This window comes from Pseudochelatococcus lubricantis (assembly GCF_042432495.1).
In the GTDB taxonomy this organism is placed as follows: Bacteria; Pseudomonadota; Alphaproteobacteria; order Rhizobiales; family Beijerinckiaceae; genus Pseudochelatococcus; species Pseudochelatococcus lubricantis.
On sequence record NZ_JBHLXC010000002.1, the window covers coordinates 1,325,190 to 1,351,769 of the forward strand.

At 65.5% G+C, this 26,580-nt stretch carries 27 protein-coding genes; 14 read left to right on the top strand and 13 right to left on the bottom strand.

Annotated features, from left to right (window positions below; translation table 11 throughout):
- The first annotated feature begins 75 nt into the window (after positions 1-75).
- A complete protein-coding gene (locus tag ACFFJ7_RS08840) occupies positions 76-1,659 on the top strand; it encodes a peptide chain release factor 3 (protein WP_377591815.1) in 1,584 nt (527 codons plus the stop codon).
- Between the two features lie 36 nt (positions 1,660-1,695).
- On the opposite strand, the gene ACFFJ7_RS08845 is transcribed toward ACFFJ7_RS08840, so the two are convergent.
- The 6 genes from ACFFJ7_RS08845 to ACFFJ7_RS08870 form a co-directional block, all read right to left on the bottom strand.
- Complete coding sequence (locus ACFFJ7_RS08845; RefSeq protein ID WP_166953408.1) at positions 1,696-2,121, bottom strand: type II toxin-antitoxin system VapC family toxin; 426 nt, start codon at positions 2,119-2,121, stop codon at positions 1,696-1,698.
- On the bottom strand, positions 2,121-2,366 hold the full coding sequence (locus tag ACFFJ7_RS08850; protein WP_166952913.1) for a type II toxin-antitoxin system VapB family antitoxin: 246 nt from the start codon (positions 2,364-2,366) through the stop codon (positions 2,121-2,123). Before ACFFJ7_RS08850 ends, ACFFJ7_RS08845 begins: the two co-directional genes overlap by 1 nt.
- A 64-nt stretch (positions 2,367-2,430) precedes the next feature.
- A complete protein-coding gene (locus ACFFJ7_RS08855) occupies positions 2,431-2,916 on the bottom strand; it encodes a CAP domain-containing protein (protein WP_343042559.1) in 486 nt (161 codons plus the stop codon).
- Positions 2,917-2,933: 17 nt separating this feature from the next.
- The gene (locus tag ACFFJ7_RS08860) at positions 2,934-5,477 is read right to left on the bottom strand and encodes a DUF3772 domain-containing protein (RefSeq protein WP_377591816.1); all 2,544 of its coding nucleotides are present in this window, start codon (positions 5,475-5,477) and stop codon (positions 2,934-2,936) included.
- Positions 5,467-6,633, bottom strand: a complete 1,167-nt coding sequence (gene aroB / locus ACFFJ7_RS08865) for a 3-dehydroquinate synthase (RefSeq protein ID WP_377591817.1) — start codon at positions 6,631-6,633, stop codon at positions 5,467-5,469. Before aroB ends, ACFFJ7_RS08860 begins: the two co-directional genes overlap by 11 nt.
- Positions 6,634-6,711: 78 nt before the next feature.
- Positions 6,712-7,395, bottom strand: coding sequence for a shikimate kinase (locus ACFFJ7_RS08870; protein WP_377591818.1), 684 nt, complete (start codon positions 7,393-7,395; stop codon positions 6,712-6,714).
- 220 nt (positions 7,396-7,615) lie between these two features.
- On the opposite strand from ACFFJ7_RS08870, the gene ACFFJ7_RS08875 reads away from it, so the two are divergent.
- The 3 genes from ACFFJ7_RS08875 (at position 7,616) to ACFFJ7_RS08885 (ending at position 10,287) form a co-directional block, all read left to right on the top strand.
- Complete coding sequence (locus ACFFJ7_RS08875) at positions 7,616-7,759, top strand: histidine kinase (protein WP_166952925.1); 144 nt, start codon at positions 7,616-7,618, stop codon at positions 7,757-7,759.
- 22 nt (positions 7,760-7,781) lie between these two features.
- Positions 7,782-8,759, top strand: coding sequence for a site-specific tyrosine recombinase XerD (xerD, locus tag ACFFJ7_RS08880; RefSeq protein WP_377591819.1), 978 nt, complete (start codon positions 7,782-7,784; stop codon positions 8,757-8,759).
- Between the two features lie 202 nt (positions 8,760-8,961).
- A complete protein-coding gene (locus ACFFJ7_RS08885; protein WP_166952931.1) occupies positions 8,962-10,287 on the top strand; it encodes a hemolysin family protein in 1,326 nt (441 codons plus the stop codon).
- A 17-nt stretch (positions 10,288-10,304) separates the two neighbouring features.
- Here the strand turns inward: ACFFJ7_RS08885 and ACFFJ7_RS08890 are convergent, their stop codons facing one another.
- Both ACFFJ7_RS08890 and ACFFJ7_RS08895 read right to left on the bottom strand, forming a co-directional pair.
- Positions 10,305-11,462: an alpha/beta fold hydrolase gene (locus tag ACFFJ7_RS08890; protein ID WP_377591820.1), complete on the bottom strand. Its 1,158-nt coding sequence runs from the start codon at positions 11,460-11,462 to the stop codon at positions 10,305-10,307.
- 181 nt (positions 11,463-11,643) lie between these two features.
- Positions 11,644-12,762 (bottom strand): coiled-coil domain-containing protein, encoded by a 1,119-nt coding sequence (locus ACFFJ7_RS08895; protein WP_377591821.1) that lies wholly within the window; start codon positions 12,760-12,762, stop codon positions 11,644-11,646.
- A gap of 227 nt (positions 12,763-12,989) precedes the next feature.
- On the opposite strand from ACFFJ7_RS08895, the gene ACFFJ7_RS08900 reads away from it, so the two are divergent.
- The 10 genes from ACFFJ7_RS08900 to ACFFJ7_RS08945 all read left to right on the top strand — a co-directional run bounded on the left by ACFFJ7_RS08900 (position 12,990) and on the right by ACFFJ7_RS08945 (position 20,650).
- Entirely contained in the window at positions 12,990-13,388 is a 399-nt protein-coding gene (locus ACFFJ7_RS08900; protein ID WP_377591822.1) for a hypothetical protein, read from the top strand.
- A gap of 17 nt (positions 13,389-13,405) precedes the next feature.
- A complete protein-coding gene (locus ACFFJ7_RS08905; protein WP_377591823.1) occupies positions 13,406-15,217 on the top strand; it encodes a hypothetical protein in 1,812 nt (603 codons plus the stop codon).
- Between the two features lie 79 nt (positions 15,218-15,296).
- A complete protein-coding gene (gene sctX / locus ACFFJ7_RS08910; protein WP_166952945.1) occupies positions 15,297-15,677 on the top strand; it encodes a type III secretion apparatus assembly protein SctX in 381 nt (126 codons plus the stop codon).
- Positions 15,674-16,087 (top strand): hypothetical protein, encoded by a 414-nt coding sequence (locus ACFFJ7_RS08915; protein ID WP_166952948.1) that lies wholly within the window; start codon positions 15,674-15,676, stop codon positions 16,085-16,087. The genes sctX and ACFFJ7_RS08915 overlap by 4 nt, the downstream gene beginning before the upstream one ends.
- 153 nt (positions 16,088-16,240) lie before the next feature.
- Positions 16,241-16,822 (top strand): hypothetical protein, encoded by a 582-nt coding sequence (locus tag ACFFJ7_RS08920; RefSeq protein WP_377591824.1) that lies wholly within the window; start codon positions 16,241-16,243, stop codon positions 16,820-16,822.
- Between the two features lie 77 nt (positions 16,823-16,899).
- A complete protein-coding gene (gene sctE, locus ACFFJ7_RS08925; protein ID WP_377591827.1) occupies positions 16,900-17,865 on the top strand; it encodes a type III secretion system translocon subunit SseC family protein in 966 nt (321 codons plus the stop codon).
- Positions 17,866-17,913: 48 nt separating this feature from the next.
- A complete protein-coding gene (locus tag ACFFJ7_RS08930) occupies positions 17,914-18,930 on the top strand; it encodes a hypothetical protein (RefSeq protein ID WP_377591831.1) in 1,017 nt (338 codons plus the stop codon).
- Positions 18,931-18,969: 39 nt separating this feature from the next.
- The gene (locus tag ACFFJ7_RS08935) at positions 18,970-19,452 is read left to right on the top strand and encodes a hypothetical protein (protein ID WP_377591833.1); all 483 of its coding nucleotides are present in this window, start codon (positions 18,970-18,972) and stop codon (positions 19,450-19,452) included.
- A gap of 42 nt (positions 19,453-19,494) precedes the next feature.
- Positions 19,495-19,980 carry a hypothetical protein gene (locus ACFFJ7_RS08940; RefSeq protein WP_377591835.1) on the top strand — a complete coding sequence of 162 codons (486 nt, stop codon included), beginning with the start codon at positions 19,495-19,497 and terminating at the stop codon, positions 19,978-19,980.
- A 58-nt stretch (positions 19,981-20,038) separates the two neighbouring features.
- Positions 20,039-20,650 carry a hypothetical protein gene (locus tag ACFFJ7_RS08945; protein ID WP_166952966.1) on the top strand — a complete coding sequence of 204 codons (612 nt, stop codon included), beginning with the start codon at positions 20,039-20,041 and terminating at the stop codon, positions 20,648-20,650.
- 14 nt (positions 20,651-20,664) lie between these two features.
- Here the strand turns inward: ACFFJ7_RS08945 and ACFFJ7_RS08950 are convergent, their stop codons facing one another.
- The 5 genes from ACFFJ7_RS08950 to ACFFJ7_RS08970 all read right to left on the bottom strand — a co-directional run bounded on the left by ACFFJ7_RS08950 (position 20,665) and on the right by ACFFJ7_RS08970 (position 26,325).
- Positions 20,665-21,450: an ABC transporter permease gene (locus ACFFJ7_RS08950; RefSeq protein ID WP_166952969.1), complete on the bottom strand. Its 786-nt coding sequence runs from the start codon at positions 21,448-21,450 to the stop codon at positions 20,665-20,667.
- A gap of 3 nt (positions 21,451-21,453) precedes the next feature.
- Positions 21,454-22,647: an ABC transporter permease gene (locus ACFFJ7_RS08955; RefSeq protein WP_246225311.1), complete on the bottom strand. Its 1,194-nt coding sequence runs from the start codon at positions 22,645-22,647 to the stop codon at positions 21,454-21,456.
- Positions 22,644-23,756: an ABC transporter ATP-binding protein gene (locus ACFFJ7_RS08960; RefSeq protein ID WP_377591842.1), complete on the bottom strand. Its 1,113-nt coding sequence runs from the start codon at positions 23,754-23,756 to the stop codon at positions 22,644-22,646. Before ACFFJ7_RS08960 ends, ACFFJ7_RS08955 begins: the two co-directional genes overlap by 4 nt.
- A 55-nt stretch (positions 23,757-23,811) precedes the next feature.
- Entirely contained in the window at positions 23,812-24,846 is a 1,035-nt protein-coding gene (locus tag ACFFJ7_RS08965) for an ABC transporter substrate-binding protein (RefSeq protein WP_246225325.1), read from the bottom strand.
- Between the two features lie 84 nt (positions 24,847-24,930).
- Complete coding sequence (locus ACFFJ7_RS08970; protein WP_377591845.1) at positions 24,931-26,325, bottom strand: aspartate aminotransferase family protein; 1,395 nt, start codon at positions 26,323-26,325, stop codon at positions 24,931-24,933.
- Positions 26,326-26,580: the final 255 nt, after the last annotated feature.

The window sequence follows — 26,580 nt, forward strand, 5'->3', positions numbered from 1 at the left end:
GACGGGAACACGCGCCGCTTGCATTGTGGGCCGTTTCGCGCGACAAGCGGCTTTCCGTCATCAATTCAGCATCCTATGAACGACAAATCTTCCCCGGAGGCCCTTCGCAGGACCTTCGCCATTATCTCCCACCCGGACGCCGGCAAGACCACGCTGACCGAAAAGATCCTGCTTTTCGGTGGCGCGATCCAGCTTGCCGGCGAGGTCAAGGCCAAGAAGAACCGCGTCCAGACCCGATCCGACTGGATGGGGATCGAGCGCGAGCGCGGCATTTCGGTCGTTACCTCGGTGATGACGTTCGAATATGACGGCCACGTCTTCAACCTGCTCGATACGCCGGGCCACGAGGACTTTTCGGAGGACACCTACCGCACGCTGACCGCCGTCGATTCGGCGGTGATGGTGATCGACGCGGCCAAGGGCATAGAGGCGCGCACGCGCAAGCTCTTCGAGGTCTGCCGCCTGCGCGACATCCCGATCGTCACCTTCATCAACAAGCTCGACCGCGAGATCCGCGACCCGTTCGACCTGCTCGACGAGATCGAGAAGACGCTGGCGCTCGACACCGCGCCCATCAACTGGCCGATCAGCCGGGGCAAGACCTTCGCGGGCACGTATGACCTCGCGCACAACACCATCCGGCAGATCGACAAGGACGGTCCGGCCATTTCCGTGAGCGGCCCGGACGATCCCGCCGTTGCGGGGCTCGTGCCCGAATACGAGCGCGATGCGTGGCTGGAGGAGATCGAACTGGCGCGCGAGGGCTGCCAGCCGTTCGAACTTGCCGCCTTCCGCGAGGGGCATCTCACGCCTGTGTTCTTCGGCAGCGCGCTGCGCAACTTCGGCGTGCGCGACCTCATCGACGCGATGGGGGCATTCGCGCCCCCGCCGCGCGAGCAGCAGGCGCAGACCCGCATGGTGCAGGCGGACGAGCCGAAGATGACCGGCTTCGTGTTCAAGATTCAGGCGAACATGGATCCGAACCACCGCGACCGCATTGCCTTCATGCGCATCTGCTCCGGCAAGCTCACGCGCGGCATGAAGGCGAAGCTCGTGCGCACCGGCAAGCCCATGAGCCTTTCCGCGCCGCAGTTCTTCTTCGCGCAGGACCGCGCCATCGCGGACGAGGCTTATGCGGGCGACGTAGTCGGCATCCCGAATCACGGCACCCTGCGCATCGGCGACACGCTGACCGAGGGCGAGGATATCGTGTTCCGGGGCGTGCCCTCCTTCGCGCCGGAAATCATGCGCCGCATCAAGCTCACCGACGCCATGAAGGCCAAGAAGCTGCGCGAGGCCCTGCAGCAGATGGCGGAGGAAGGCGTCGTCCAGCTCTTTATTCCGCAGGATGGCTCCTCTCCCATCGTCGGCGTCGTCGGCGCACTCCAGCTCGACGTGCTGAAGACACGGCTCATGGGCGAATACGGCCTGCCGATCGACTACGAGACGACACGCTTCTCCGTCTGCCGCTGGATCGACAGCGACGACCGGCGGGAACTGGACAAGTTCATCAACGCCAATGGCTCGGCGCTGGCCGTGGATCTGGACGGCGCGCCCGTGTTCATGGCCTCGACGGCGTTCTCGCTCAACTACGAGATCGAGCGCTGGCCGGAGATACGCTTCACGGACGTGAAGGATTATCAGGTGCAGGAGGCGTGACAGCGCTTCCCGACGAGCGTGGCTCGTCGGGAAGCGTCAGGCAAGATCCGTGTGGGTGAAATCGTTGCCCTTGTAAAGCAGGGCTACATTCAGTGCCCGGGCGCAGGCATAGGCGAAGCAATCGCCGAAATTGAGATCGGCGACGTGGCCTACGGCTTTGCCATAGGTCGCGCTTGCCTCCAGCGCCCCCTGCCCGATCTCGGGAGAGATGGCAATCTCCTGCGCGTCGAGAGCCTCGACGAAAGCGTCCACGGCCGCCTGCGCCTGCCGCAAGAGCTGCGGCGATGGCTTCGCGGGTCCCGATCCCGTCGCCTTCTGCCGGGCAAGGGCGACGGCGGCCTCGAACCTGACCAGAGGCGAAACGAAGAAAGGGCCGTCAGCCAGGGCCAATCGCTTTTCGATTTCCACATGGCCCGGCTCCCGCCCGAGAATGGCGACGATGGCGGACGCATCCACGAACATCAGGCGTTGTCCCACATGTCGTCCGTGTAGGATTTCATGTCGAAGGCGGGATCGCTCGCCCCCATTGCGTCGGCCAGCGCCCGGGCACGCGCAAGGCGATCCCTTAACGGCATGCCACGCCTCGCCTCGGCAAGCCGGGCTTGCAGGGCATCGCGAACGGCCTCGGTTTTGGTTTTGGCTCGGGTGAGCTTGCGGACCTCCTCCGCAAGGGCATCCACCTCCGCGTCGCGGATGAAAAGCGCCATGGCAGATATCTCCTTCGGATATTCATATATCATGAAACGGATATCCTTGCGAGTCGCTCGGCCGTCACGGTCCCGCCACCACCAGCGCCCAGTACACCTTGTACTTCGAGCCCGGCGCATAGGCCGTCGCGATGCCGAAGCGGGTTGCCGGGTTCTGCAGCAGCACGCGGTTGTGCTGCGGCGATTCACGCCAGCCGGAGAATGCCTCGGCCAATGTCCTGTATCCGGCGGAAAGATTGATGCCCGGCGATTTCACCCCGGCCGCCGTCAACCGTGCCTTCAGGGCATCGGCCGACGCCGGCTTGTCGGCGCGCGCGGCGGAGGACGCGCTCGCCTGTGCCAAGGCGGTGAGCGCGGGGTCGACGGCGAGCGGTCCGAGCCCGTGGTTGCGGCGGTATGCGGAAAGGATTTCCGCCGCCGCGTTGGCGTCTACCGCCGCGCCCTGCCGGTCGAGCTGACGGTAGAAGGGCGCGACGCCCGTTACCGGCGGCTTTTCCGCGCAGGAGGAAAGGCCCAGCGCAAGGCAGGCCAGCAGTGCGGCCTTCGTCAAGGAAAATCCCGCCATGATCACGTTGTCGCCGCTCCTGTATCGTCCTGTCCGTGATGGTGATTGTATCCGCCCTCGTCGTCCGCCCGTGTGGCGCGCCCGAACCTCCACTCTTCCCACACCATCGGGCGCACGGGTACGAGATCGCGCTCACGCAGCGTCCGCAGTACGGCGAACCTGAGATCGCTGGAGACTGTCAGCCTGTTCTCGACGTTGGGAATGAAGCAGCGCAGCTCGAAGCGCAGCATCGTCGGCTCGAAGCCCATCAGCAGCACGTGGGGCGCGGGTGTGTCCAGCACCTGCGGATGGGCTTTCGCGCAGGCCAGCATCAGTTCGCGCACCTCGTCCGGATCGGCGGTATAGCTCACGCCGATGGAAACGATGAGCCGCCCCAGCCTGTCGCGGTGAAGCCAGTTCTTCACGGTTCCCGACACGAGGCTGGAATTCGGCACGATCACGGCCGCGCGGTCGAATGTCTCGATTTCGGTCGCACGCACGTTGATGCGCTTGACGTATCCCTCCTCCGGGCCAACCACCACCCAGTCGCCGACCTTGATGGGGCGCTCCCACAGCAGGATGAGGCCGGAGACGAAATTGTTGACGATGGATTGCAGGCCGAAACCGATACCGACCGACAGCGCGCCGGCGACGATCGCCACCCGGTCCAGGCTTAGGCCGAGCTGCGTGCAGGCAATCCCCACGGCGAGGAAGAAGCCGACATAGCCCACGCCGGTGGCGATCGAGTTGCGGATGCCGACGTCGAGGCCCGTCGATGGCAGGAAGCGTGCGGACAGCCAGCGCTGGATGATGCGGCTCACCGTCAGCGTCACCGCGAAGGTGATGATCGCGCCCAGGATCTCCACCGGAGACATGCGCACTTCGCCGATGGTGAAGCCGTTCTGCACGGACCGCAGGGAGGAAAAGACGTCGTTCGATTCCACGCCCCACGGCGCGAGGATCAGCATGACGCCGAGCGCAATCAGGATGAGCTTGATCACGCCCGAGAACAGGATGCCGATCTGCTCCAGCGTGCGCCGGCGCAAGCCGACGCTCGTCTGCAGGACAAGCGAGACGCGCGAGTTGCGCCGGGGCATCTCGATGGCGATCTCGTCGATCAGCGTGGTCAGCAGGAAGAACAGCCCCACGACGGTGGAAACCCAGACGACCTGATCGACGATGAACGACGCGAAGGCGATGAACCCCGTCAGTGCGGCCAGCATGATGGCGAAGGTCGCCAGCCACGCCGCCGCCCGCAGCAGGCTCCAGAGCTGCGGCTCCGAAGGCACGTAGGGGCCGAAGTCCTCCTCGATGGGCTTGGTGCGCCGCCGCAGCCCCTGCAGCGTCACGAACATGACGACGGCGAACGAGAACGCGGCAAGGCCGTCGGCCAGCGCCACCAGCGCGAGATTGGAGTCGATCGCCGCGACGATGTCCTGCAGCAGATTGCCCACCACGAGCACGACGGTCAGCGTCGCACTGGCCCGATAGAGCCACATCGCAGTGTCGTCATCGAGGGCGAACAGCCGCCATGACGGCAGCCCTGGCGCGAGCAGAGCCCGTGTGAGGGCGCGCATGAAGAAGATGAAGCCGACGCTGAGCAGCAGGCCGACGACGATGGTTTCCATGCGCCCCTGGGTCAGGCCCTCGGCGTCGAGCGCCATGAACAGGGTGATGATCGCGGCAACGAACGGCAGCGTCACGCCGATGATGAGGCCGAGCGCCTTCATGACGCGCCGCAGCCGCTCCGGATTCTTCTCCTCCCGATCGCGATGCGTGAGCTGGGGCAGGAAGCGGCGCTGAAGCCGGTATAGGCCGGCCCAGACGGCGAGAGAGGCGAGCGTGGCCGCCGCCCTGCCGCTGCGCGTCCGCTCGGCGGCCTGTCCCAGCCAGTTTCCGAACAGGCCGCGGGCCGTTTCCAGCGCCTCCGGCACGCCGGCCATCGCCTCCTTCCACAGCCACGGGCTGAGCAGGCTCGGGCGCTGTTCGAACAGCTCGTTGGCGAAGACGAGGCGGCGGTGGTCGTTGATCGCGGTGGTCAATTGCGCTGTCTGGACGAGCAGGGCCTCCGCCAGGCTGATGCCCGCCTGCAGCTCCGCGAGGTTGCGCTCCCGCTCCTCGCGCTCGCGTGCCGTCGTTTCGGCCTCCGGCGGCGCGCCTTCCGCCGGGCGCGGCCCGAGCTGCGCGAGCTGGGCGTTGATGGCGGCCGCCCGGGGCGACAGGTCGTTGACGACGGCGCGGATGCGCGTTGCCGTTTCGCCCGCCTGGCCGCGCATTTCAAGCAGTTCGTCCTCCGACGGCGTTTCGGACGCGAGCCGGTTTTCCAGCCCTTCCAGCTGTGTGCGGGCGGCGTTCAGAACTTCGGCTGGAGCGGGCGCATTGACGGGCTTGGCGTCGGCCGCGGCCTTGCCGGAGGATGCCTTGGCCGGCGCCGCAGCGGGGCTACGGACGTCGTCGGCGATGACGGCGGAGAGTGCGCCGAAGGTCAGGAGCACCGCCAGCATCAGCATGCCGAGGACGCGGGACAGAAGCGCCCCCGGCGGTGGCGGCGTCCGTCTATCGCGCATTGGCGAACTCGTCCTCCAGGAAGGCGCGCACATCCTCCCGCGCCACATCCCGGGCGATGAAGCTCTCGCCGATGCCGCGCGCCAGAATGAAGGTGAGCGCGCCGCGCCGCACTTTCTTGTCCTGCGCCATGGCTTCCAGCAGGCTGTCGGCGTCCCCGATGTCGCCCGGCACGTCCTGCAGCCGTGTCGGCAGGCCGACGGCTTCGAGATGGCGGGCCACGCGCTGCGCGTCCTGCCCGTTGGCGAGGCCGAGCTTCACCGAGAAGCGGAACGCCAATGCCATGCCGATCGCCACCCCCTCGCCGTGCACGAGTCTGGCGCCGTCGTAGTTGCAGGCGCGCTCCAGCGCGTGGCCGAAGGTGTGGCCGAGGTTCAGCAGGGCGCGGTCGCCGTTCTCGTGCTCGTCGCGCGCCACGACCGCCGCCTTCGCGGTGCAGCTTGTCGCCACCGCGCGGGCGCAGGCCTCCCCGGCCTGGAAGACGGCATTGCCGTTCTGCTCGCACCAGGCGAAGAACGCAGGGTCGTCGATGAGCCCGTATTTGACCACCTCGGCGTAGCCGGCGCGGAACTCGCGCTCGCTCAGCGTATCGAGCAGCGCCATGTCCGCCACCACGAGCGAGGGCTGGTGGAAGGCACCGACGAGGTTCTTGCCGTGGGGCGAGTTGATGCCCGTCTTGCCGCCCACCGACGAATCGACCTGCGCCAGCAGCGTCGTCGGCCATTGCACGAAACGCACGCCCCGGCGCACAGAGGCGGCCGCGAAGCCCGCCAGGTCACCGACGACACCGCCGCCCAGCGCCAGCACAAGGTCGCCGCGCTCGATCTTCGCCGCGATGATCGCATCGCAGACGGCTGCGAACTGCGCGTAGGACTTGCTGCCCTCGCCCGGCGGCACCGTGACGCGCGCCACCCGCAGGCCCTGCTCTTCGAGGGCAGCCGCGATTCGTGCTCCATGCAGCGCGCCCACCGTCTCGTCCGTGACGATGGCGACCGCCCCGCCCGGCGCCAGCGCCGCGACGCGACGCACCGCGAAGGCGGAGATGTCGCGGCCGATCAGGATGTCGTAGGAGCGCTCCCCCAGCGCCACCGGCACCGTCGTGACGGCGGCCGCGCCGGCACCGGGCTGCGATACGGGCGGAACGGGGGCATCGGTCATGGTCGCTGTGTCTCCAGTAGGGGCCGGTCTGCCGGGCCGGCGATACGACGCAAACGCCTGTACCGCCGGCCCCGGTTATTACAGACTGGCGTCCAAAAGCGCCACAAGTTCGTCGACGATCACTTCGTGCGCCACCTCGCGCGAGACGACCGTGAATTCGGCGAGCGCATAGATCGGGTAACGCTCGTCCATCAGCCGCCGCAAGGTTGCCTCCGGATCGTCGGTCTGGAGCAGCGGCCGGGTCGGGCGCTTGCGCACGCGGCGCATCAGCGTCTCGGCGTCGGCCTTCAGCCAGATGGCGGGCCCCGATTCCGCGATCCGCGCGCGCGTCTGCGGGTTGAGATAGGCGCCGCCGCCCGTCGCCAGCACCTGCGGCCCTTCCTGCAGCAGCCGGTCGATCACCCGTTTCTCGCCCTCGCGGAAATGGGCCTCGCCGTGGGTGGCGAAGATATCCGGAATGGACATGCCGGCGGCGGTCTCGATCTCCGTATCGGCGTCCACGAACCGCAGGTCGAGGCGCTGGGCGAGGCGACGGCCGATGGTGCTTTTCCCCGCCCCCATCATGCCGATCAGCGTGATCGTCCGCTTGCCGAGCCGGTCGCGGATCTGCCGGGCAACCTGCGCCTCCTCCGGCGCCATCGGCCGGGCGGCGTGTTCGGAAGACGCCGGCTCCCGTCCGGGGTCGTCGCGAGAGGAACCTGCGTCCGCCGCGTCCTCTGTTTCCGGATCGGAGAGGCCTTCCCGTGATTCCTCTGCTGTCATTTCCGGACGCCCCCGTCCGGGCCCCTGTGCGCCCTCACCCGACTGTCCTTTCTCCCTCCAGCAAGCCATGCCGGCAAATATCCCGCACGGGAGAATGCGTCAGATGGCGATGTTTGTCGATCATCGCTTGTTTACTAACATGGGATAAAAGCAGCCTGGCGTCCCGTGGGGCTGCGATCCCCGGACCCGTCGTCATCGCCGTGTTGGGCCAGGAGCGACCATGCCGACACTCTTTCGCCTTCTCGTCACCCTGGGGATCCTCGCCGGCCTCGGCTATGCGGGCATGTTCGCGCTGGCGACGTTCGTCACCCCGCAGCAGCGCGAGATGTCGGTCTCGATTCCCGCCGAACGCCTCAACCGCTGATTCCATTGCCCGGCCGTTCCTCATGCGCGCAGACCCCCTTGCCCCCCTTTCGACCGCAGCGGCCGTTGCGCTCTACCTCGACATGCTCGCCTCCGAACGGGGCGCCTCGCGCAACACGCTGGACGCCTATCGCCGCGACCTCGACGACTATACCGCCTTCCTCAAGGCGCATCGCCGCTCTCCGGACGACGCTGCCGCCGACACGATTCGCGCCTTCCTCGCCGAACTGGACGATCGCGGCCTGAAGGCGACGTCGGCGGCGCGCAAGCTTTCCGCCGTGCGCCAGTTCCACCGCTTCCTCTACAGCGAGGGCCATTGCCGCACGGACCCCTCCGCCGCAATCGACGGGCCGAAGCGCGGGCAGGCGTTGCCCAAGGTGCTGTCCGTGGCGGAGGTCGACCGGCTGCTGGCGCGCGCGCACGACGGCGTGGACGACGAGGCGCTGCCGCCGGCCCGGCGGCTGACCCGCGCCCGGATGGCCTGCCTGCTGGAAATGCTCTACGCGACGGGCCTGCGCGTGTCGGAACTCGTCTCCCTGCCCGTCGCGGCCGCCCGCACACGCGAGCGTTTCCTGATCGTACGCGGCAAGGGCGACAAGGAGCGCCTCGTGCCGCTCACCGATGCGGCGCGTGACGCGGCGCGAATCTACCTCGCGCTGCGCGAGAGCGTGCACGGTGGCGCGCGCGCCGGCTGGCTGTTCCCCGCCGACAGCGCCTCCGGCCACCTCACGCGCCAGGCCTTCGCCCGCGACCTCAAGGACCTTGCCGCGCAGGCGGGGCTTTCGCCCGAGCGTGTCAGCCCGCACGTCCTGCGCCATGCCTTCGCCAGCCATCTCCTGCACAACGGCGCGGACCTGCGCGTGGTGCAGGAATTGCTCGGCCACGCTGACATCGCCACGACGCAGATCTATACGCATGTTCTGGACGAGCGCATGAAGGCAATGGTGCGGGACCTGCACCCGCTGGCCGACGAATTATCAACCTCCACCGGCCAAGCTTGATATTGCGCGCCACCCTGCGCGCGTGCAATGCTGCCGCCGGCACGTGAGCGACGACTGTCATCTGTTCGGGATATTTGTGGGTCCATAAACATCCGGCGGCGGCAGCGTAGGCTGCGAGCCTCGCATGATGGTTGGACGGCCGGCGTCCGCGATCCCTCCGATCGCGTCCCCGCCGCCGACGCAGGACAGGCCCGAGGAGATTATGGCAGGCGTTGAAGCTGGCTGGACCGATGTCATCAGACTTGCCGCGGTCTTTTTTCTCGTCCTCGCCAACGGATTTTTCGTCGCCGCAGAGTTCTCACTCGTCGCTGTCCGGCGCAGCCGGGTCGCGGAACTCGTGGCGTCAGGCCAGCGCAACGCCGCGGCGCTGCAGAAGGCCATCGATCACCTCGACGGCAATCTCGCCGCTACGCAGCTCGGCATCACCATATCGTCGCTGGCGCTGGGGTGGATCGGCGAACCGGCGCTGGCGCACCTGATCGAGCCGCTGCTGGCCTTCCTGCCCGGCAACCTCGCCTCCATCGGCTCCCACACGCTGGCCGTGGTCATCGCCTTCACCATCATTACCGCGCTGCATATCGTGCTCGGCGAGTTGGCGCCCAAGAGCCTCGCACTCCAGCGCAGTGAGGCGACTGCGCTCGCCGTGGTGCAGCCCCTCGCCATCTTCCAGCTCATCTTCCGCCCGGCCATCGTCACGCTGAACGGCATGGGCAACCTGGTGCTCAGGCTCGTCGGGCTGCACGCCGGCGAGGGGCCGGCATCGAACTATTCGCCGGAGGAACTGAAGCTGCTCATGGCCGCGAGCCAGCGCGCGGGCGTTCTGCAGCAGGCGCAGCTCGAAGTCGTGGAGCGGGTGATCAACCTGAGCAACCGGCGAATCGGCGATTTCATGACGCCGCGGCTCGATATTGAGTGGGTTGATGCCGACGATCCGCCCGAGGAAATACTCAAGACCATCCGCGAATGCCGCCACGCGCAATTGCTCGTCAGCCGCGGCGAGCTTGACGAGGTCATCGGCATCGTCCTGAAGGAGGACCTGCTCGACAACGCCCTCGACCACCGGAGCATCGATGTCGCGCGCCTGGCCCGCGAGCCGCTGGTGGTGCACGAGGCAACGCCCTTCCTGCGCATTCTCGAACAGTTCAAGCAGAAGCCCGTGCGGCTTGCGGTCATCGTCGACGAATACGGCGGGATCGAGGGCATCATCACGCAGACCGACTTGCTGGAAGCCATCGCCGGCGAGCTACCCGGTGTCGACGACGAGGAGCCCTCCGTCGTGGAGCGCGCCGACGGTTCACTGCTTATCGACGGCATGATGCCCGCGCACGAGGCTTTCGACCGGATCGGACTGCGCGACCTGCCGCAGACCGGCGACTTCCACACCATCGCCGGCTTCTTCCTGCACGAGTTGGGGCGTATCCCTTCTGTCGGCGACACGGTGACGTGGCAGGGCTGGCGCTTCGAGGTTGTCGATATGGACAGCCGGCGGGTCGACAAGCTGCTCGTTTCCCGCGTCGAGACGGACTGACGCCCGCGCCGCCGCGATCAGTTGTCGGCGAGCCATTGGCCGACGCCCGGCCAGATGTTCCTGTTGACGTCGGCGCCGACGAACAGGCCGAGGTGGTTGCCCGGCACGATGATCTTGCGGATATCTGCCTTCGCCGTGCCGATGAAGCGCTCGGCGGCGAAGAGCTGTTCACTGCCGACCACCTCGTCCTGCTCGGCCGCGATCAGCGTCACCGGGGAACGGACCCGTTTCAGATCGATCGGAACGCCGAGCACCTGAAAGTCGCCGCTGACAAGCCCATTATTCTGGAGCAGCCTGCCCACCACGTCCAGAAAATACCGCCCCGGCAGGTTGATGGTCGCGCCGAACCAGTGCGTGAAGCGCTCCACGAGCGCCGCGCGCTGCGCTGGCGACGCATCCGCGCCGAGTTGCAGCGACATGGCGGCGTATTCGTCGTTGATTCCCGCCGGCGCCCAGAACTTGAGGAAGCGGGCGCCTTCGACGATGCCGCGATCGAGCGCCACCAGCCGCTCCACCACGGCGAGCGGTATCCCGGCGGAAAGGGTTGTCAGGCGCGTCGTCTGCGCGCTCATGTCGACCGGCGCGCCGACGAGCACCAGCTTGTCGACCTTCTCGGGAAAGCGGGCGGCATAGGCGAGCGCCATCCAGCCCCCCTGGCAAAGGCCGATGAGATGCACCGGCGGATCGAGATGGTCGACGACAACGTTGAGATCGCTGAAATAGCTGTCGAGCGACTTGTTCCGCATTTCGTCGGTCGCCGACCGCCAATCGATGACGAACGTGTCGGACAGGCCGGCGTCGAGCAGGCTGGCGACGACGCTATGACCCGGCGCGAAATCCGCGATCAGCGCGCGGACGAAGGCGAGCGGCGTGCAGATGAGCGTGGCCGGGCCGCGGCGCTCTCCCCGCGCGAACTCCCGCAAGGTCACGGCTTCGAGTTCGAGCGCCACCTTGTGATCGGTCGTCCAGTCCGGCAGGATGCAGGCACTTTTCTCGGCTTCGACGGCGGCCAGTTCGGAAAGGCTCTTCGCCATGGCGGTCGCCATGCGGCCGGATGCATCCATAGCCAGCGCGGTCCAGATCAGGGGCAGGCGAAACGGGGTGAACGTCGGCGCGGCGGCCTTGGAACGCGCGTCGTCTTCCGTTGGACCGGAATGGTGCCTCGTCGCATTCACCGGCGTGCCTCCTCCCATGTCATCGCGGTACAGCGCGTCTGTCACGCGCGATGCGCCGATATCCGGTTTCTGCATCTGCGCGTGCGGAAAACCGCACCCGCATTTGCGACGACCGGTATACGCAGAATTATCGCACGTCCTTCACAGGGAAGATAGTCCGTCCGGCGGGCTCAGCCATTCGTCAAAGGTCGAGGCGGACCCGCGTATTCCTGTTCTCCGACACATCGGCGGTCAGCATGGACAGCGCATCGATGATGCCGCCGACGGAAAGCGCGAGACGCTCCGCATGCCTTGCGATGTCGGGCGAGCGGGCGTCGCCGTAGACCGCCGCGCGGCGCTTGACGCCGTTGTCCTGATACTGGGTGGCGCGCTCCTCGGCCGTGTGGCCCCAATGGACGGGCTGGTTCGCGGCGCGCTCGGCGGCATCCAGTTCCTCAAGCATCTTTTCGAGGATAAGGTCGTTCAGCGCGGCGGAAGCGCCATTGGACAGAACCCGGTTCCGCAACTGCGCCTTCTCCGCGGAAACATTCGTCGGCGTGCCGCCTGCCTGGAGGAACTGGAACTCGGCGTTCTTGCCCGCGAGCAGGGCCTCCTGCCGGGCGATCTCGTCGATAGTGGCCGTCAGGCCGGCATCGAGATTTGCGATGTCCGCATCCGCGCGCTCCTTTTCTCCGTTGAGTGCGGCAAGACCTGCCTCCAGCGGGACGAGGCCGTCCGTCAGCGCGGCGATTTCGCTCTCGATGGCTTGCCGTTCGGCCTGCGTGGCGCCGCTGTCCAGCGCCGTGAGCCGGTTCCGGGCGTCGCGCAAGCGCTCCGCCTGCGTGCCAACCGCAGCCTGAGCGGCAACGATCCTGCCGCCGAGGCTCGTGCTTTCCGCCTGCCGGGTCTGCAGTCTGGCCTGAAGCCCCTGCTTCCACGTGTCCAGCGTCGCGATGTCGTTCTCAAGGACGGCGGCCTCGTCCTCCAGTCTCGCCAGCATTTCGGCCACAGAGGGGCTCTCGGCCGCGATTGCGCGGATGCGTGCGCTGAGGGCGCCGTTCCGGGTGCCTTCGTTCGCAATGCGCAGTTTCTCATTTTCGGCCAGCACCTGCGCAGCGACGACGCTTGACAGGGCGGCATTTTTCGGCGCGCTGATGCCGAGCCGGCCGACCGTTGACCGCCCGAGGCCGAGGTCGAGATAAGGCATCGTCTGCGCTGCGGAAACGGGCGGGATAGAAAGCGCCCGCCCCGCGGCAGCAAGCTGTTCGTCGGACGCCGCGGCGGGCGTCGATACGCCGCCGGAGATTGCAGAAGTCGACATGGTGCGGCCCTCCAGCATGGAACGGAGAGAAGGGTTTCGGCCGGCGCTCCGGCCCGTTTCGTCCGATTATGCACGCAATCGCCACCTTCCCTGTGCCGTTCGGCACAATTGAAGGACGGATCGTTCGCTATGGTCGCGAAACGTGAGGACGCCACCCCCGACGGCGCCAGCACGGCGGGCCGCATATCGGCCGCACGAGGCAAACCGAGCGCAAGAGGAACGCCGGCATGAGTACGCACACCCACGCCGCAGGCCAGTCGGTGTCGCACGGCTTATCCGGCCATGATGACACGGTCGCCGTCATCGGGATGATTGAGGACTGGCTGGCGGAACGCGGGCAACGGCCCGGGCAGGACTGGCATGGCCTGCTGACGACGATCTGCGACCGGTTGCGCCAGATTCGGGAAAATCCCGTCATGCGGGACGATCCCGTCGTAAGGCGCGTTTTCGATGATATGCTGGCCGCCGAAGGGATAGCGGGCCTTGCCGCGCAGATCGACCGGCTCGGGGTGCGCGCCGCCTACATCATCGCCCGTCTGGCGGAAGCCGGGCCCATCGGCGCGGCGCGAGCCCCCTCGCCGTCTTCGCCGAAAAAGCCCGCCGGACGCATCACACTCCGGCTCTGATCGTTCAGGAGAACGCCATGCCCATCTCGTCGGTGAAGGATACTCCCCTGTTTACCCCGGCGGAAATACCGGCCGCCGAAGCCACAGGAGAGGCGCGCCCGCTGGAAGAGGTTCCGCAGAACATCGGCGCCGGTGCGGGGGAAATGGCGTTTGGCGACGAGGTGCCGCTGCTCGTCACCCCCGCCTCTGCATCGCTGCTCTCCGCGCTAGCGGCGACGCAGGGTTCCATCATCGAGGACGGTGACAGGGTCACCTTCACCTCCCGCGCACAGGCCGAGCTGATTCTGGGCATCTCGCTGCCGGCGGACGTCACCACCAACACTTTCATGGCGCTGAGGAACGGCGATGGCTCGACCTCATGGCTGCCGGTGACACTGAAGCGCACCGGCACCGGCAGCATCCTCAACTCCGGCCAGAACGGTGTGACCGCGGAACCCGCGGGCGCTGTGATCACGCTGCCCGGCGGGCAAACGCCGCCCTTCACCGCGGACGCCTTCCTGGCCATGCATTCGGACGAACAGGTCGCGGCGATATTGCGCTTCGGCACGGTCACGACCAGCCCGCCGTCGACCTATCTGGAGATGACAGGCGCCACCGCAGTGCTCGACGATACGCACACGAAGGCCATCATCGTCGAACAACTGGACAGTCGTTCCATCAACACCCTGTCAGCGGCCGAGCAGCGCGCTGTCAATGCAAGGCCGGCATTCTCAGAGATCAAGTCGGCGCTGGGCCTCTCTACTGCAAAGCCATCAGCGGTTCAGGAGGCGATCAGCAGCATCAACTCGTTTCCGGTTCCGACGGGCACGAGCCTGACGCAAATGACCGAAAGCGACAGGAATCTGTTTATCGAGCAACTGAACATTATCCAGCAGAAGCTGGACAAACAGGTGTTCTTCAGCACGAAGACAGTGAATGAGGAAGTATCGGCCATTCTGAACCGCTTCAAGACCGCGCATGCCTACGGGAGCGTCAACGGAGAGTCCGGTGCGCGTGAGTACAGCCACTGGAAGAATCCGGACAATCACAGCGACGGCACGTACGACGCCAACAGGGCTTACCGGGTCGACAACATAATCAGCCTTGACAAGGGAGCCTCGGTGGCGACCGCGTACAAGACGTTCATCGAGCAGGAGAAACGCCTGCTTGAGCTGGCGCAGTCGCGTCAGAATACTGAAACGACGATTTCAGGCGGAAAGAATCTGGACCTGCCGAGTATTATATTCAGGCTTCAGCTTTACTATAACCTGCAATCCGAGAGCCTCATATCCATAAAGTCGGAAGAGGTCAATCAGCAGAACGAGTTAATAAAGACATATGGATATATGCAGCAGCGTGTGAGCTATATCACGAGCAAAGGCAAGGATAGCTCCAGATATGTTATTCCGGAAGATTTTCACGATCAGGGTGCCACCGCTTTTTATCAGTTCGAGGATCGCTACAAGGATGTCGATGACCTTTTGTACTTTGGCATGCCGAGTATGTTCGACTCGAAACCCGTAGCGCGATTCAATGAAACCTCTGTCTATGCGACGCAACAGCATCCGATAGAGGCTTTGCGCAATATCACCAGACCGAGCTTTTCCTTCTTTACGGATGCCGATTCACAGCAGAACAGCAGAGGACAATACGCAGACTACAAGATGAGCGCCTGGTCCACTTTCGGCACACAGCTTTCGGATACCGTCACCCTGATCAATCAGGAAACTCAGATCCAGATGAACGCCATCAGCACTCTCGAAAAGGAGAAGAACCGCTATTTCGAGATGGGGAACAATGCGCTCTCCAAGCTGAACGAGATCATTCAGAGCATTGCCCGGGCCGTCTGACACGCCGGGCCGCATTGGCAGATAATGAGCCTTGCCGTGAGCGGGCAAGGCGGAGCATTCATTCCGGGGCATCCATCCCATGCGCATCAAGAACCTGGACACCGGTATCGAATCCATCTCGCGTTGGCGGGTTGACGACGAATTTCATCTGCCGGACGAGCCGGGACAAGCCGCCGCCTATCTGCCGGTTTATCGCCCCCTGCACGAGGTTCTCAACCGGCCGACCCTGGACGAGCGCCTGCCGGACCTGCTCCAGCCGGCAGCGGTGGACCCGGAACTGATGGAGCCGGCGCGGCTCGCGGACGCGCGGGTGGACGTGCGCACCCTGCTCGCCCAGCACGCCGCAGCCGCCGCCGGAGCGCGGAAAACAGCCTTCGAGCGCGCTCTGGACCTGATCGATCGCGACCTGCTGCTGGATTCCGAGGTGCGCGCATCCCTCGCGGCGTTGTTTCGCGGATGAGCGACATCGTCCCCCATCGGCCGCCGCACGCGGGCAGCCCGCGTCGGCGGGAGCGCGACTTCCTGCTGCTCAACATCTTCGTGTTCGCGCAGCATGGTTATGTCGGGCGGGCGCGCACGCTTGCGGACGCGCTGTATCTGATGGGTGATTCGAGCGCCGAGGTGCTCTTCACCCGCGCCGTGACGCGCTTCCTCACGCAGGACTGGGCCGACACGCTCCGGACGCTGGAGGAACTCGACCGTGCCGACCCAATCGAGCGTTTCGGCACCTATCGCCCCACCCCGCAGCATCGCATGCGCCGCTACATGAAGGCGCGCAGCCTCTTTGCGCTCGATCTGCGCGACAGCGCCGGGGATACGCTTGAGGCCTACCTGCGCCATGGCGTCAGTGGCGTAGAGGAGCCGGAATAATGCCGGAGGCCGGGTCCTGATGGACAAGGCGGAATATAATTCGAAAAAGGCGCGTATCTGTCATTTGCGTCACAGATGAGCGGAGATAACGGCGATATTGTCGGGAAACCGGGCGGGAAGTGTACTGCCGGACGACCCTTGAAGGAGCAACAGATGTCATTCCTCGACCGCGTGGCTATCCCGCCGGACGCATCAAGCACTTTCACGGCGGCGGCCAGCCCGGCTATAGGGAAGTATTTCCGTGACGTCTGCGGTATCGATGGAGATCCGCAGGAGTACGTCTGCGAATGGATCGGCCGGATCGCTGCCGGCAACACGCCCGCGAAGGCTCTCGGCCTGACGGAGGAGCATGTCGACGCCCTGCTCTCCCAGGCGCGCGATCTCATCCAGGCCGGTGCGCCCGCTAGGGCGCGCGACAAGCTGCTGCTCGCGCTGCTGCTCGATCCCATGGAGGAGCGCGCGCTCTACGCCGCCGCAGTCACCCTGCAAATGGAAAGCCGCTTCGCCGACGCGGGCCGTGCCTATGCCTTCTACATCTGGCGCAAGCCGCTCGACCCCTTGGGGTACCTGCGTGTCGGCGAATGCCTGCTGGGCGACGGCGTCCTCGACGAGGCGAAGGAATTCGTCGAGGCCGCGCGCTCCGCCGCCGATGAGTTGCAGGACACGCAGACAGTACAGCATGCGACGACGCTGCTGGCGTTCATCGACAGCCGCCGCGCCGTCATCCAGGGCTGATCCGACACCGCCTTGGCCTTCATCCGCAAGTCGAGCGGCCCGGTGGTCACTCGACTGTCTCCCGGAGGAACATACAGATGTCCACGACTCTCACCAATCAGGCTGTTACGTCGCGCGGAGTCTCCGACAGCGCGACTGTCGTCTCCACTGTCACCGGCGAGGTGACTGAAACGACGGTGGGTGCCGGCGTCGCCACGCAGGCTGGCGCCGTGCCGGATGCGCAGGCCCAGCAGGCTGCCGCCGGCGTGCTCGCGGCGTTGAACTTCCAGTCGCTGCTTGCCTCCATCAACGAGAAACTGCCGCGCATCAACAATGACGACACGGCAGTGCTCATTCTGCAAGTCGCTTCCGCAATCGACAAGAATCAGAAGCTGATTCAGGAAGAGAGCGTCAAGAATGCCTCGGCCAAGCGGCGCGACGACATTGCCGAATACGGAGACAAGCTCAGGAAGGCGCTTGAAGCGCAGGAGAAGGCGGCCAGCAAGTCGTTCTTCGGCAAGCTGTTTTCCCGCATCGCCAGTTACATCAGCGGTGCCCTGATGGTTGCTGTGGGCGGTGCGCTGGCCGCGACCGGCGTCGCCACCCTGGCCGGCGGCATCATGATCGGCGTCGGCGCGCTGATGATCGCCGATCAGATCACGAAGGACGCAACCGGCTCCGGCATTGGCGCGAAACTCGGCCGCTACGGCGATCTGGTCTTCTCGCTCGGCCTGGCCGCAGCCTCGGTCGCGGCCGCGGCCCTGACCGGCGGCTCAACGCTTGCGACGGCAGTTACGGCCACATCGAGCGTTATAAACGGTGCGGTGCAGGTGGCTTCCGCCGGCATCAACCTCGACGCTGCCCTGGCACAGGTCGATGCCACGGAGCGGCAGGCGGAAACGAAAGAGTTTGAAGCCAAGACCCAGGCGGAGCAGAGCTTTACCGACCTCGTGCTGCAGATACTCGTGGAAACATCCAAGCGGATCAACGGCATCATCGATGCGGGCTCCGAAGCCATCAACGAGCGCGGCAATGTCCTCAGCCGCGCCAAGCTGACGGCCTGACCGCCGGATGTTCGGTTCTCGTATTCTTTATTTCAGGGAGTTTTCATCATGAGCATTGCCAACACGCAGACACCTCCCACGTCTGCAGTTTCGGGCTACAACGGTGCAGCCGCTCTGTCCATGACCGGCGCGAAGGAAGCGGAGCAGACGACGGGCAAGGGCAACGCAGGCGACGAAGAGAGCGCATTGCCCCCCGCAGGCCGTCAGCGGGTTGCCGCCACGGGCAAGGCAGCCGGCGCGCCGGCAACCGCCGCCGACGTCGCGCAGCTCGAAGAGGCGATCAACCGGCTGAACGCCCTGATGAGTCAGAGCAACGGTATTGATTTGCTCGGGCGCCTGGTCATCGAAGCCACCAACGCAGGCTATCAGTCCGAGCGCCTCGTCTCCCAGCTTGAGGCCAAGAGCGCGGAAATCGAGTTTCTCAATCAGGCCGACAAGATGTCTGATGCCTCAAGCAAGATGCTGACATCGGCAATCGTCACGGCAACGCTTTCGTTCGTTTCGGGCGGCATACAGATCGCCGGCGGCGCCTCGGGGCTTCGCTCGGCCAGCAAGGCCGCGTCCGGTGCCGGCAAGGTGGACAAGGCCGCTGATATCACCGACAGGGCCGCCGCGGCGTCGAATAATGTAGCTGCCAGCCCCGCCCCGACTGTTGCCGAAAACGCCGTTGCGGCATCGAACAACGTTGTGGCCAATCCCGCCCAGACTGCGACTGACAGGGCTGCTGCCGCAGCAAACAACGTTGCTGCCGACGCCGTCCAGACGGCGGCCAGCGAGGCAGCGGCCCAGAAAGCCAGATCTCTCCAGTCGGTGCTCGCGGGCGTGACGGGCGCGATTGATGGTTCGGGGATGCTCACCAAGGGTATCCTCGATTCCGATGTCAAGCGCGACGAGGCGCAGGGCGCCGTCTATGCGGCCGCCGCTCAGCGGCACAACGCCACCCGGGAGCAGGAAAGCGCCGTCGTCCAGGCGCTGACGGCGACGCTGCTGTCGCTTCTGTCCGGCATCAAGGAAGTGCAGGAGGCCGAAGTCGATGCCATGCGCGCCATCACGGCAAGGGGGTGAACCGACGATGCCGGGGGTGTGCAGCAGGGAAGCCGCCTGATGAACGGCTTCCGCGACATCATTGCCAGATTGTGGGACACGCTCGATCTGGGCGCCCCCGCCTTTGCCGCCGACAATGCGGTGGAGCTGGAGACCGACGAGGTCGTCGTGAGGCTGAGCCCCGCCGTCAGCGGATACGAGATGGTACTTTCCGCCACTGCCGGCCATCTCGCCTCCGACCCCGTGGAGCGGATGACACAGACGCGGCAAATGTTGAAAAGCAACCTGCGCCATCTGACGATAAGCTCAGCACTGGTTGCACTCGGCCGTGGCGACATGGCCGAAACGGTTTTTGTTCGCAAGAATATAACCTATACGAGTATTAGTGTTTCTCGTATAATTTCGCTAATAGAAGAATTTATTGTTCATTATAGACATATAAAAGAAATTATTTATAATAAATACAATGATAAATATGATAGATATCGTGAGATATCTACTTTAAATGAATTTCATAAAATGAATTTTATTTTCCGTCCGTGAAGGTGTAAACTTGCGGTGAACTTCATCGCGAGAGGCGTAATAATGGCTATCATCGAATCCGCCCCTATCGAACCCTCCGGCATCGAATCGCTTGCGCCGGGGCAATCCATTCGTGAGTATCTTGGCCTCCAAATCGCACATCTGCTTCCCGGACTGGACGTTGCTGCCGGCATGCTACGGCGTGGCGAACACGATCGGGCGCTGCGGACATACGCCACCCTCGTCCTGTGCGATCCCTCCGAAATCCGCTTCCAGATCGGGCTGGCGACCTGCGCGCTGGAAATCAGGGAGTTCCACATCGCTCTGCAGGCGGCTTCCGCCGTCATTGCCTCGGCGCCGGACAGTCCGATGGGCTATTTGATTTCAGGCCGCGCCTCCCTCGGCTTGCTCGATTTCGATGCGGCTATCGATGATCTGCAGGACGCCATCCGCGTGGCGCGGGAGACGGGCGACGATGCCGTGGCGAAAGAGGCTGCCGCCCTGCTGCAGCGTGCCATCGTCGCGAAGGAAGTCCAGGCCCGGAACTGATAGTCAGCCACGTTCATCGAGGCCCACGGCTCGGGGCCTGCCAATTCCGGAGCAACCCATGGCGCTACGCCCTGACGATGTCACCCTCGCCCACGCTACTGCCCGCCTCGGCGTCGGCGGCGATGATCTGGCGGCTCTGGGGGAGACGTTTTGTCAGGCGATGGCCGCGCTCGGCATCGATGGCGCACCGGTGTTCGAGCATCTGGCGGCGGGAAGGGATATCGGACAGGCGCTGTCGGTTTCGTCTGAGGTGATCGATGCACTCTATGCCCGCGCTCACGGCTGGTTCGCGCTGGGGCGGGCCGGGCGCGCACTGACGCTGTTCCGGGCTCTCTGCCTGCTCGACGCCGGCAATGCCGACTACTGGGTCGGTTACGGCGTGTGCCTGCGCCTGACGCAGCAGCCGGAACACGCGCGCCGGGCCTTCACCGCCGCCGCGCGCCTGCGTCCGGCGTGGGCAGTCCCGCATTTCCATGCCCTTGAACTCGCTATCGCGATCAAACGCCCGGATGAGGCGCGTGTCAGCCTGGCCGCCTATGAGGAACGTGCGAGCCGGGAGACGCCGCCCGCCATCGTGCAGGAGGCGCGGCGCCTGCGCGCATTTCTAGCCTCCTGGCCGGAGGTCCCGTGCAGGTCGGCCGACACACCGCATCCTGCAGGGTCTCCGTGAGCGTCGCCGCCGGTCTACGCCAGCCCGGTGCGACGCTGCCTCTGCTTCTTCAACACGATGGCCGCCGCGGCGGCGAGCAGCGTGCCGACGATGAAGAGAAAGGCGGCGGCGGCAATCGCCGGGCTGATGTTCTCGCGGATCGTCGAGAACATCTGGCGCGCCAGCGTGCGTTGGTTGGGGCCGGCGACGAACAGTGTCAGCACGACCTCATCGAGCGAGGTGGCGAAAGCCAGCACCGCGCCGGACGCAATTCCCGGCATCGCCAGCGGCAGTGTCACGCGCTGCAACACCGTGAAGGGAGAGGCACCGAGGCTGAGCGCCGCGCGCTCCACCCGCCGGTCGATGCCCTCCAGCGAGCCGGAAACGCTCACGACCACGAAGGGGATGGCGACCACCGTATGGGCGGCGATGACGCCGAGATAGGAATTGGCGACGCCGAGCCGCACGAACAGGATCTGCATCCCGACGCCGAGCACCACCGCAGGAACGACCATGGGCAGCAGGAACATCGTCCGGAACAGTCCGCCGAGTACGACGCGCCCGCGCAGGCCCAGAGCGGCCGTCGTGCCAAGCACCGTCGCCAGCATCGTGGTGCCGCAGCCGATCACCAGGCTGTTGACGATGGAGCGCCGCCAGGCGTCGGCGGTGACGAGTTCGTTGAACCACCGCATCGAGATGCCCGGCATGGGATAGGTGAGGAATGCCCCGGATGTGAAGGCCAGCGGCAGGATGGCGATGAGCGGAACGATGAGGAAGAACACCGCCGCTGCGCCGAAAAGCACCTGTAACGTTTTCAGCATCGCTTACGCCCTCGCCGTCTTGTCGGAGGAAAGCCAGCCATAGACCATATAGAGAAGCAGCGTCGCGGCGAGCAGCACGATGCCGAGCGCCGCCGCCATGCCCCAATTGGCGGAGCCGGTGGCGTAGAATGCGATCACGGACGAGATCATCTGGTCCTGCGCGCCGCCGATCAGGGCCGGCGTGATGTAGTAGCCGATCGCGGCCATGAACACGAGCAGCGCCCCGGACGCGACGCCACGCAGGCTCAGCGGCAGCAGAACCCGCAGGAACGCCAGCAGCGGGTGCGCCCCCAGCGAGGCGGCGGCCGGCATCAGCGTTTTCGGAATGGTGATCAGGACGCTGTAGATCGGCAGCACCATGAACGGCAGCAGGATGTGGGCCATCGCGATGACCACGCCTACACGGTTGAAGATGAGGCGCAAAGGCGCGTCCGTCAGCCCGAGGGACTGGAGCGCATCGTTGACGAGGCCGTTGTCCTGCAACAGGATATACCACGACGCGGTTCTCACCAGCAGCGAGGTCCATAGCGGCAGCAGCACGGCGCCGAGCAGAAGCTGGCGCCGCCAGCCGGTCATCGCGGCGGCGAGCATCGCATAGGGCAGCCCGATGGCGAGGCAGACAAGCGTCACCAGCGCCGAGACCCAGAAGGTGCGCAGCAGGATGGTGAGATTGGCCGATTCATCGGCGCCGAGCGCGACGATCGCTCCCGTGCCGTCGCGGGAAAGGTCGACAGCCGCGAGAAGATGCTGGTCGGTGAATGGCGAGAGCGTGCCGGCGATGGCCTGCCAATAGGCCGGATTGCTCCAGCGCTTGTCGATCTCCTCCAGGTCGACCGCCTCGGGCGCGGTCGTCTCTCGGGACTTGTCGACGGCGGTGCGTGTCTTCGGCAGCAGGGTGCGGAAACCTGCCTGCGCGCTGTTCAGGCGCCGCACCAGGTCGCCGAACAACTGCTGGTCCTCGATGCCGCGCAGATCGGTGACGAGGGCAGCCTTCATGGCGGCTGTGGGCGGCGATTGCCTGTTCCAGTCAGCGGCGGCGTCGACCATCGTCGGCAGGGCGTGGCTGACGGTGGCGTCCGACACGGACTCCTTCAGCACGGTCACGAGCGGCCAGACGAAGAACAGGGCGATGAAGAGCGCGAGCGGTGCGACCAGCGCGAGCGCTCCGACCCGTTGTCGGAAGCTGACCTCGCTCATGATGCGATCACCCAGCAGTCTTCGGGCTGGAAGGAGGCGACGACGGCCGCGCCCTGCGGCCATTCGGCCGTGCGGCGGTCCGAGCGCACGATGAAGCCGTGCGCGCCGTCGTCGAGCTGCACGCGCAGGTGGTCGCCCTGATAGACGCTGTCGACGACGGTGGAGCGCAGTGCGTTGCCGCGTTCTCCCGCGTCCGGACCCAGGTGGATGCGCTCCGGCCGTACCGATACGAGCACTTTGGCTGAGGTTGTGGCCGCCGTGCCGGCCTGTACCCTGATCTCGCTTCCGCCCGCGAGGCGCACCGTGGCCATGTCGGCCTCGACCCGCTCGACGGTTCCCTCGATGAGATTGGTTTCGCCGATGAATTCGGCGACGAAGCGGGTCGCCGGGTGATCGTAAATTTCGCGCGGGGTGCCGATCTGCTCGATAATGCCCTTGTTGAACACAGCGATGCGGTCGGACATGGTCAGCGCCTCGGACTGGTCGTGAGTGACGAAGACCACGGTGAGGCCGAGCCGCATGTGCAGCTTGCGGATGTCGAGCTGCATCTGCTCGCGCAATTGCTTGTCGAGGGCGCCGAGCGGCTCGTCCATCAGCACGACGGCCGGCTCGAACACCAGCGCGCGGGCCAGGGCGATGCGTTGCTGCTGGCCGCCGGAAAGCTGCGCCGGATAGCGCTCGCTCATGGCGCCGAGCTGGACCATGTCAAGGGCGCGCTTGACCCGTTCCGCGATCTCCGCCTTCCTCACGCCCCGCATCTGCAGGGGAAAGGCGATGTTGTCCGCCACCGTCATGTGCGGGAACAGGGCGTAGTTCTGGAACACCACGCCCATGTCGCGTCGGTAGGGCGGCAGATGGTCGATCCGCTTGCCGTCGAGCCACACCCCGCCGCCTGTAGCGGATTCGAAGCCCGCGAGTATCATCAGGAGCGTCGTCTTGCCAGAGCCGGAAGGCCCGAGCAGGCTGATGAATTCTCCCTTTGCGATGTCAAGCGACAGGCCGTCTATAACCCGCAGGCTGCCATAGGATTTCGTGATTTGATCGAAACGGATGCGTGGAATCGCCAATGGGAGCGCTCCTTCCGGCAACGAGAATTGAACCCGGGACATTTGCAATCCGCTGCCGCGCGGACGGTTGTACCGTGCGGCAGCGATTTCGCACCGCTTACCGGGCGAGCCACGCATTGAAGCGCTGGGTCAGCGCCTCGGCATTGTCGATCCAGAAGTCAACGTCGAGCGCAAGTGCGTGCTCAAGGTTCGCGGGCGCGGTCGGCAGGTCGGCCTGAAGCTCGGGCGTCACCGCTGCCGCCGCCGCCTTCACGGGAAGGCCGTAGGCGATGTACTGGGGCAGCTTCGACTGGTTCTCCGGCTTGCTGGCGAAGGCGATGAAGTCCATGGCCGCGTCCTTGTTTTCCGCGCCCTTGAGGATCACCCAGCTATCGACAGCGTAGATGCTGCCCGGCCACACGATCTTGAAATTCTTGCCCTCGGAGCGGTTGATACCGGTGATGCGGCCGTTGTAGACGCTGGTGAACGCAACCTCGCCGGAGGCGAGAAGCTGCAGCGGCTGGGCGCCGGCCTCCCACCACACGAGGTTCGGCTTCAGTTCATCGAGCTTGCGGAAAGCGCGGTCGACGCCCTCCGGCGTGGCGAGCACGTCGTAGACCTCCTTGACGGGCACGCCGTCGGCGAGCAGCGCGAACTCCAGCGTGTACTTGGGGCCCTTGCGCAGCGCGCGCTTGCCGGGAAACTTCTTCGTATCCCAGAAATCCGCCCAGGACTGCGGGCCTTCCTTCAGCTTGTCGCCATCGTAGGCGATTGCCGTGGACCAGACGATGGCGCCCACGCCGCAGTCGCTGACCGCGGAGTCGAGGAAGCTGTCGCGCCCGCCCAGCTTGTCCCAGTCGATTTCCTCAAAGAGGCCGTCGTTGCAGCCGAGCGCAAGCTCCTCCGCCTCCACCTGCACCGCGTCCCAGTTGGGGTTGCCCGCCTTGATCTTCGCTTGCAGGATGCCGATGCCGCCATCCCACGCCTCGTCCAGAACGGGTTTGCCGGTCTGCGCGGCGAAGGGCTTGAAGTAGATTTCCCGCTGCGCATCCTGATAGTTGCCGCCCCACGAGACGACGGTCAGATCGCGTGCGGAGGCCGCGCCCGGCGCAATGGCCGCGGCAAGAGCCATGATCGCGCCGGACAGGAGCATAACGCTACGTTTTTTCATGTCATATCCCTCTGTTCACAGATTTCGCTTGTGTTTTATTATTGTGATATCGGCCGGGACCAATGTTCAAATTTGCTTTGCGACGGTGTCGAGTGTCAATGCGAAGCGCGACAGCAAATCGTCTACCTCGCTCTCGGTGATGATCAGCGGCGGGCAGAAGGCGATGGCATCGCCCATGGCGCGGCTGATGACGCCGTTGGCCTGCAGACCTGCGTTCACCAGCCCGCCCAGCGTGCCGGCGGGTTCGAGAGCCTTCTTCGCGGCCTTGTCCGTCACCAGTTCGACAGCCGCGATGAGGCCGACGCCGCGAACCTCGCCGACGAGGGGATGGCCGGCGAGCGCGTGCAGCCCCTCCAGCAGACGCCTGCCGCTTGCCACGGCGTTCGCCACCAGCCCCTCTTCCTCGATGATGCGGACGTTCTCAAGCGCCACCGCCGCCGCGACCGGATGCCCGCCGGCCGTGAAGCCGTGGCCGAAGGTGCCGATCGTGTTGCTCTGGTCCATGATGGGCGCGACGAAACGCTCGTTGGCGATGATCGCCGAAATCGGCAGGTAAGAAGACGACAGCGCCTTGGAGACGACCATGACGTCCGGCTTCAGGTTGAACGTCTCGGTGCCGAACATCCGCCCCGTGCGCCCGAAGCCGCAGATCACCTCGTCGGCGACGAACAGGATGTCGTATTTGCGCAGCACCGCCTGGATCTTGTCCCAATAGGTCGCGGGCGGCACGATGACGCCGCCGGCACCCATCACCGGCTCGGCGAAGAAGGCGGCGACCGTCTCCGGCCCTTCCGCGAGGATGAGCTGTTCGAGTTCGTCTGCCCGGCGGGTGGCGAACGCCTCCTCCGTCTCTCCCGGCAGCGCGTCGCGCCAGAAGTGCGGGCTGCCCGTGCGCAGGATGCCGGCCAGCGGCAGATCGAACGACTTGTGGTTGTTGGGCAGGCCGGTGAGGCTGGCGGAGGCGATGGTCACGCCGTGATAGGCGCGCTCCCGCGCGATGACTTTCTTGCGTTCGGGCTGCCCCAGGGCGTTGGAGCGGTACCAGATCATCTTCAGGACAGTGTCGTTGGCTTCCGAGCCGGAGTTCGTGAAGAACGCCTTGCTCATCGGCACCGGCGCCATGGAGACGAGCTTTTCCGCGAGGTCGATGACCGGGCCGTGCGATTTGTGGGTAAAATCATGATAATACGGCAGTTTCTCGAACTGCCGCGCGGCGGCGGCGGCAAGGCGCTTGTCGCCGAAGCCGACCGCCACGCTCCACAGGCCGGCCATGGCCTCGATATAGCGGTTGCCGGCGAGATCGAAGACGTGGATGCCCTCGCCGCGGTCGATCACGAGAGGGCCGATCTCCTCATGCTTGCGGGCGTTCGTATAGGCATGAAGGTGATAGGCGATGTCGCGCGCCTCGGCGGAGTTGGGGGCGACGGGCGACACAGTATCGGATGTTGAAGTGGTCGACATGGCTTCCTCTCGTGATGCGTCTTCCGGGCATCGTGCGGCGTCGGGATGGCGCCGGACCGATCGCGGGGCCCGGCGGGGTTCGCGGCGAAGGGTACACAGCCCGCTGTAACGGCTGGACATGTCCGCCGCCGCGCGGCAGGCTCCGATGATGGCACCGGGACCGACGGCGTGCAAACGTTGCGGACGGGCGGCGATGGCGTAAGGCCACGAGACCGGTTGCCGCGGACTGCCGACCGCGCTCACCTGCCAGGCGGC

Excerpts from the sequence above, each read along its gene's own strand:
- ACFFJ7_RS08840 (WP_377591815.1), top strand. The coding sequence starts at position 76 with ATGAACGACAAATCTTCCCCGGAGGCCCTTCGCAGGACCTTCGCCATT.
- ACFFJ7_RS08845 (WP_166953408.1), bottom strand. The coding sequence starts at position 2,121 with ATGTTCGTGGATGCGTCCGCCATCGTCGCCATTCTCGGGCGGGAGCCG.
- ACFFJ7_RS08850 (WP_166952913.1), bottom strand. The coding sequence starts at position 2,366 with ATGGCGCTTTTCATCCGCGACGCGGAGGTGGATGCCCTTGCGGAGGAG.
- ACFFJ7_RS08860 (WP_377591816.1), bottom strand. The coding sequence starts at position 5,477 with ATGCGCGATAGACGGACGCCGCCACCGCCGGGGGCGCTTCTGTCCCGC.
- aroB (WP_377591817.1), bottom strand. The coding sequence starts at position 6,633 with ATGACCGATGCCCCCGTTCCGCCCGTATCGCAGCCCGGTGCCGGCGCG.
- ACFFJ7_RS08870 (WP_377591818.1), bottom strand. The coding sequence starts at position 7,395 with ATGACAGCAGAGGAATCACGGGAAGGCCTCTCCGATCCGGAAACAGAG.
- ACFFJ7_RS08875 (WP_166952925.1), top strand. The coding sequence starts at position 7,616 with ATGCCGACACTCTTTCGCCTTCTCGTCACCCTGGGGATCCTCGCCGGC.
- xerD (WP_377591819.1), top strand. The coding sequence starts at position 7,782 with ATGCGCGCAGACCCCCTTGCCCCCCTTTCGACCGCAGCGGCCGTTGCG.
- ACFFJ7_RS08885 (WP_166952931.1), top strand. The coding sequence starts at position 8,962 with ATGGCAGGCGTTGAAGCTGGCTGGACCGATGTCATCAGACTTGCCGCG.
- ACFFJ7_RS08895 (WP_377591821.1), bottom strand. The coding sequence starts at position 12,762 with ATGTCGACTTCTGCAATCTCCGGCGGCGTATCGACGCCCGCCGCGGCG.
- ACFFJ7_RS08900 (WP_377591822.1), top strand. The coding sequence starts at position 12,990 with ATGAGTACGCACACCCACGCCGCAGGCCAGTCGGTGTCGCACGGCTTA.
- ACFFJ7_RS08905 (WP_377591823.1), top strand. The coding sequence starts at position 13,406 with ATGCCCATCTCGTCGGTGAAGGATACTCCCCTGTTTACCCCGGCGGAA.
- sctX (WP_166952945.1), top strand. The coding sequence starts at position 15,297 with ATGCGCATCAAGAACCTGGACACCGGTATCGAATCCATCTCGCGTTGG.
- ACFFJ7_RS08915 (WP_166952948.1), top strand. The coding sequence starts at position 15,674 with ATGAGCGACATCGTCCCCCATCGGCCGCCGCACGCGGGCAGCCCGCGT.
- ACFFJ7_RS08920 (WP_377591824.1), top strand. The coding sequence starts at position 16,241 with ATGTCATTCCTCGACCGCGTGGCTATCCCGCCGGACGCATCAAGCACT.
- sctE (WP_377591827.1), top strand. The coding sequence starts at position 16,900 with ATGTCCACGACTCTCACCAATCAGGCTGTTACGTCGCGCGGAGTCTCC.
- ACFFJ7_RS08930 (WP_377591831.1), top strand. The coding sequence starts at position 17,914 with ATGAGCATTGCCAACACGCAGACACCTCCCACGTCTGCAGTTTCGGGC.
- ACFFJ7_RS08935 (WP_377591833.1), top strand. The coding sequence starts at position 18,970 with ATGAACGGCTTCCGCGACATCATTGCCAGATTGTGGGACACGCTCGAT.
- ACFFJ7_RS08940 (WP_377591835.1), top strand. The coding sequence starts at position 19,495 with ATGGCTATCATCGAATCCGCCCCTATCGAACCCTCCGGCATCGAATCG.
- ACFFJ7_RS08945 (WP_166952966.1), top strand. The coding sequence starts at position 20,039 with ATGGCGCTACGCCCTGACGATGTCACCCTCGCCCACGCTACTGCCCGC.
- ACFFJ7_RS08950 (WP_166952969.1), bottom strand. The coding sequence starts at position 21,450 with ATGCTGAAAACGTTACAGGTGCTTTTCGGCGCAGCGGCGGTGTTCTTC.
- ACFFJ7_RS08955 (WP_246225311.1), bottom strand. The coding sequence starts at position 22,647 with ATGAGCGAGGTCAGCTTCCGACAACGGGTCGGAGCGCTCGCGCTGGTC.
- ACFFJ7_RS08960 (WP_377591842.1), bottom strand. The coding sequence starts at position 23,756 with ATGTCCCGGGTTCAATTCTCGTTGCCGGAAGGAGCGCTCCCATTGGCG.
- ACFFJ7_RS08965 (WP_246225325.1), bottom strand. The coding sequence starts at position 24,846 with ATGCTCCTGTCCGGCGCGATCATGGCTCTTGCCGCGGCCATTGCGCCG.
- ACFFJ7_RS08970 (WP_377591845.1), bottom strand. The coding sequence starts at position 26,325 with ATGTCGACCACTTCAACATCCGATACTGTGTCGCCCGTCGCCCCCAAC.